At 71.8% G+C, this 5,320-nt stretch carries 3 protein-coding genes and 1 pseudogene; 1 reads left to right on the forward strand and 3 read right to left on the reverse strand.

Annotated elements, in window-relative coordinates:
• Window positions 1–14: 14 nt before the first annotated feature.
• Window positions 15–885, forward strand: a pseudogene (locus ACFV20_RS36435) (IS5 family transposase).
• Window positions 886–1,093: 208 nt separating this feature from the next.
• On the opposite strand, the gene dnaK reads toward ACFV20_RS36435, so the two are convergent.
• From dnaK to ACFV20_RS36450, 3 genes are all read right to left on the reverse strand, one after another.
• Complete coding sequence (gene dnaK / locus ACFV20_RS36440; protein WP_385665366.1) at window positions 1,094–2,980, reverse strand: molecular chaperone DnaK; 1,887 nt, start codon at window positions 2,978–2,980, stop codon at window positions 1,094–1,096.
• 67 nt (window positions 2,981–3,047) lie between these two features.
• A complete protein-coding gene (locus tag ACFV20_RS36445; protein WP_385665369.1) occupies window positions 3,048–3,788 on the reverse strand; it encodes a glycerophosphodiester phosphodiesterase family protein in 741 nt (246 codons plus the stop codon).
• Entirely contained in the window at window positions 3,785–5,170 is a 1,386-nt protein-coding gene (locus ACFV20_RS36450; RefSeq protein WP_385665372.1) for a hypothetical protein, read from the reverse strand. The genes ACFV20_RS36445 and ACFV20_RS36450 overlap by 4 nt, the downstream gene beginning before the upstream one ends.
• Window positions 5,171–5,320: the final 150 nt, after the last annotated feature.

The raw sequence follows: 5,320 nt of genomic DNA on the forward strand, positions 1-5,320 counted from the left end.
CTAGGCAGTCTCGTTTGGATCAGTCGGTCGTTGGTCCGGGTGTGCCGTTGACTGACGCGCAGTGGGCGCGGATCGAGCCGTTACTCCCGGACCGGACACCGAAGCGGGGTGGCCGCTGGCGCGACCATCGTGAGGTGATTGACGCGATCGCCTACAAGTTCCAGACCGGCACGCAGTGGGTCCACCTGCCGGAGAAGTAGGCAACTGGCGAGGCGTCTGCAACCGGCTGCGGATGCGGGCCGTCGACGGCACCTGGGAGCGGGTCTTCACCGCCCTGGTGGCCCAGGCCGACGCGGACGAGGACCTCAACTGGGCGGTCTCGGTGGACTCGACGGTCGTGCGGGCTCACCAGCACGCGGCCGGGGCCCGCAGAAAGGGGCCCCGGCCGGCGAACCGGACGACCACGCCATCGGCCGGTCCCGGGGCGGGCTGACCACGAAGATCCACCTCGCTGCCGATGCCCGCTGCCGGCCCCTCGCGTTCGTTCTCACCGCGGGCAGGGCCGGTGACGCACCCGCTTTCACCGATGTCATGGCCCGCCTGCGCGTTCCCCGTCGGCGCGGACGGCCGCGCACCAGGCCGGACCTGGTCCTGGCCGACAAGGCGTACTCCTCGCGCGCGATCCGCGAGCACCTGCGCAAGCGCGGCATCCGGGCAGTGATCCCCGTCCCCGCTGACCAACGCGGACACCGGCTACGTCGGGGCAGCCGGGGCGGCAGGCCACCGGCCTTCGACCGCGAGACCTACAAGCAGCGCAACACCGTCGAGCGGTACATCAACCGCCTGAAGCAGTGGCAAGGCATCGCCACCCGCTACGAGAAGACCGCCACCATCTACCTGGCCGGACTTCACATCGCGGGCATCGTCCTCTGGTCCGCTCGGTGATCCAAACGAGACTGCCTAGGACCCTCACCCGGAGCCCGCCAGCCCAGGCCGTGCCGCCCCAGTCGCGTTCCGCCAGGGCCCTCACCCCGAGCCCGTCAGCCCGGGCCGTGCCGTCCGAGTCGCCGCGTTCCGCCGAGGCCCGCGCCCCGAGCGGTCCGGCTCGGGCGGGGCCGGCGCGCTGTTCCGAGGGCCCTGGACCGTCCGCGGTTCAGCCCTGGGCGGGGCCCGAAGGCTCGTCCCGGCCGTGCTTCTCCTCGTCCACGATCTCCGCGTCGACCACCGTCTCCTCGTCGGGTGAGGCGGCGGAGGGCTCCTCGGTGCGGGTCTCCCCGGTGGGGGGCTGCTGCGCCTGGGCGTACATCGCCTGGCCCATCTTCTGGCTGACGGAGGCGAGTTTCTCGACGCCGGTGCGCAGGGCCGCGGTGTCCGCCTGCTGTTCCAGTCGCTCCTTCACCTCGGCGACGGCCGACTCGACCTCGGACTTCGTGTCGGCCGGAACCCGGTCGCCGTTCTCGCGGAGGAAGTTCTCGGTCTGGTAGACCAGTTGCTCGGCCTGGTTGCGGGTCTCGGCGGCCTCCCGGCGGGTGCGGTCCTCCTCGGCGTACTGCTCGGCCTCGCGCATCATCCGGTCGATGTCGTCCTTGGGCAGGGCCGAACCGCCGGTCACGGTCATCTTCTGCTCGCGGCCGGTCGCCATGTCCTTCGCGGAGACGTGCATGATCCCGTTGGCGTCGATGTCGAACGCCACCTCGATCTGCGGCACACCGCGCGGCGCCGGCGGCAGGCCCGTCAGGTCGAAGACGCCGAGCTTCTTGTTGTACGCGGCGATCTCCCGTTCGCCCTGGTAGACCTGGATGCCGACGGAGGGCTGGTTGTCGGCGGCCGTCGTGAAGATCTCCGAACGCCGGGTCGGAATGGTCGTGTTGCGCTCGATGAGCTTGGTCATGATGCCGCCCTTGGTCTCGATGCCCAGGGACAGCGGGGTGACGTCGAGCAGCAGCACGTCCTTCACGTCGCCGCGGATGACGCCCGCCTGGAGCGCCGCGCCCACGGCCACCACCTCGTCGGGGTTGACGCCCTTGTGCGGTTCCTTGCCGGTGAGTTCCTTGACCAGGTCGGTCACGGCGGGCATCCGGGTCGAGCCGCCGACGAGGATGACGTGGTCGATCGCCGAGAGCTGCACGCCGGCGTCCTTCACCGCCTGGTGGAAGGGCGCCTTGCAGCGGTCCAGCAGGTCGGCGGTGAGCTCCTGGAACTGGGCCCGGGTCAGCTTCTCGTCGAGGTGCAGGGGCCCTTCGGCGGAGGCCGTGATGTAGGGCAGGTTGATGGTCGTCTCGGTCGAGCTGGACAGCTCGATCTTGGCCCGCTCGGCGCCCTCACGCAGCCGCTGCACCGCCATCTTGTCGGCCGAGAGGTCGACGCCGTACTGGCCCTTGAACCGCTTGACCAGGTACTCGACGATCCGCTGGTCCCAGTCGTCGCCGCCGAGGTGCGTGTCGCCGTTGGTGGCCTTCACCTCGATGACGCCCTCCCCCATCTCCAGCAGCGACACGTCGAAGGTGCCGCCGCCGAGGTCGAAGACGAGGACCGTCTGGTCGTTCTCCTTGTCCAGGCCGTAGGCGAGGGCCGCGGCCGTCGGCTCGTTGATGATGCGCAGCACCTTCAGGCCCGCGATCTCACCGGCCTCCTTGGTGGCCTGCCGCTGGGTGTCGTCGAAATACGCGGGGACGGTGATCACCGCGTCGGTGACGTCCTCGCCGAGGTAGGACTCGGCGTCCCGCTTGAGCTTCTGCAGCACCCGCGCGGACAGCTCCTGGGCCCGGTAACGGGTGCCGTCCACGTCACCCTCGCCCGGGAAACGCCAGTGCGCGTCGCCCATGTACCGCTTGACCGAGCGGGCGGTGCGCTCCACGTTCGTCACGGCCTGCCGCTTGGCCACCTCTCCGACGAGGACCTCGCCGTTCTTGGCGAACGCCACGACCGAGGGTGTGGTCCTGGCCCCCTCCGCGTTGGCGATGACGGTGGGCTCGCCGCCCTCCAGCACCGCGACCACCGAGTTCGTGGTTCCGAGGTCGATCCCGACCGCTCGTCCCATCGCTGTCCCCTTCCACCAGGGTGACGACCCGTCCCACACTCCAGCACAAAACTTGAGTGCGCCGTTGTCAATGCCGCGAAGGGGTGATCGGACCGCGCAGCGCGACGGCGCGCCGGGGCCGGTCCGTGACGAGCACGTCGACGCGCGGGTGGGTGAGGAAGGACCGCATCAGGGTGTCGTCGTTGACGGTCCAGACCATGGTGAACAGGCCGTGCCGGGTCGCCTCGCGCAGCACGGTGGTCCTGGCCAGCCGCTGGTGCACGGCGACGCCGTGCGCCCCGCAGGCCCGGATGCGGCGGGCCGGGAACAGCTCGCTCAGGCGGGTGCCCGGCAGCCGGGCCAGGGCGAGCTCCCTGCGGTCCCGGCCCAGGGACAGGGCGGTGCGCACCCCGGGGAAGCGCCGGGTGACGGCCGCGACGGAGCAGTCCTCCAGCGTCGTCACGACCAGACCGTCCGTGCCCAGCAGGGCGACGGCCCGGTCGACCACCTCCCGCTCGTAACCGGTCTCCTTGAGGTCGAGGTGGGCCACGAGTCTCCCGGCGATCAGGGCCATGACGTCGTCCACCACGGGCACGGCGTATCCGGCGCGGTCGCACAGTTCGGCGTGGGTGACCCGCGCCAGCGGCGGCCCGGCGGGGCCGACCCGGGGGTCGTGGTAGACGACGAGGACTCCGTCCGCGGTGCGGCGGATGTCGAACTCGACGTATTCCGCGCCGGATTCGATCGCGTCCTCGTACGCCTCCCAGGTGGCGGGGCCGGCTCGTTCCGAGCCGCCCCGGTGGGCGGAGACGGCGGGGCGGGGCGTCATGGTCGCCGGTTCCCGGAGGGCGTGCGGGGCGGTGGTACGGGCGCGAAGTCGTCGGCGGGCGCGGGCAGCAACGAGCCGGAGCGGGTACGGACCCGTCTGAGCAGGACGTATCCGATCACGACCAGGACGACGAAGGGAAGCCAGGCCAGGGCGTAGGCCGTGCCGTAGACGCGCAGGTCGAGGATCGAACGGTGCTCGTCGACGTTCGTGCCGTTCACCCCGAAGAAGGCCAGCAGCAGGGTCGGCGGCAGGGCGATCAGGGTGGCGGCGGCGACCAGGCCGGAGACGGTGCGGTCGCGGCGGTCGTCGCGCTCGGCGAGTTCGGCGTCGAGGGCGGCGGAGCGGGCACTGATCACCGACGTGAGCCGCTCGACCATGCGGGCCGAGTTGTCCAGGCTGTCACGGATGCCGAGGGCGCCGCCCAGGGACGACTGGAAGGCTTCGGTGACCATCTCGGGGATCAGCAGGCTGTCGACGTAGGCCTCGACGCCGAAGGCCAGGTCCAGCTGGAGTTCGTTGACACCGGCGGACAGGCGGGAGATCAGGGAGCGGATCTCGGTGGGCGAGTCGGTCAGGACCTGCTCGTTGGCCTTCATCATCGCGAAGGCCGCCAGGCGGGTGCGCTGCAGCACGGACAGGGCGGAGATCATGCCGACGGCGACGAGGACCAGGCCGTTCTCCACGTGCGGGGCCCAGCCGGCCTGGACGGAGACGCCCCGGCCGAGGGCGCTCAGGGTGAGGCCGTGGTTTCTGAGGTGGGTCGCGAGGCTCGCGTCGTAGGGCGCGTCGGGGTTCCACGGCATCCGGCCGCGGTAGACGATCTCGTTCAGCAGGATCGCCCTGCGGGCCTCGTCCGCGGCGAGCAGTTCGCGCTGTAACCGGCCGCCGGGGAAGACGATCTGGTGCACGTTCTGGCCGAGGGCGAGGGGCCGGCCGCCGAGCAGCGGGGCCAGACTCTGCAGGATCGGGCGGTCGTCGAGCTCGATCCGGTGCCGGTCGAAGCAGGTGGCGGCCAGCCAGACGGCCAGGTCACCGGCGGTGGTCTCGCCCGCGAAGGCGCAGTCCACGACGAGGGTGGCGTCGCCGCGCGGGGTGGTGACGACGAGGATCCGCGAGGACGCCGGCCCCGGGCCGTGGTCGCCGTGCGTCAGCCGCAGCCGCCGGGGCGCGACCTGTTCGTCGAGGACCGGGACGGGCAGCACGTCCTGGCTGGTCATGAGGTGGGAGGCGAACCGGCCGTAGTCGTAGCGGTCGACGAGGGCGCCGAGGGCGGTGTCCCTGGGGTGGAGCCGTCCGGAGAGGCTGAACAGCAGCAGGACGCGGGTCCGGTCCCGGGTGGCGGAGTCGAGCACCGTCGCGTTCCTGGACGATCCCGGCAGCATCGCGTTCCTTCCGGCCCGGTGTTCGAGGCGTCTGGTTCATACCCCGGCCGGGGGCGGTGAACCGACGGGGCCGCGGGGGGGGGGGGGCGCGGGGGGGGCCCCCCGGCCCCCCCGGGGGGGGGGGCGGGGCGGGGCTGGGGGGGGGGGTGT

This window comes from Streptomyces sp. NPDC059696 (assembly GCF_042733745.1).
In the GTDB taxonomy this organism is placed as follows: domain Bacteria; phylum Actinomycetota; class Actinomycetes; order Streptomycetales; family Streptomycetaceae; genus Streptomyces.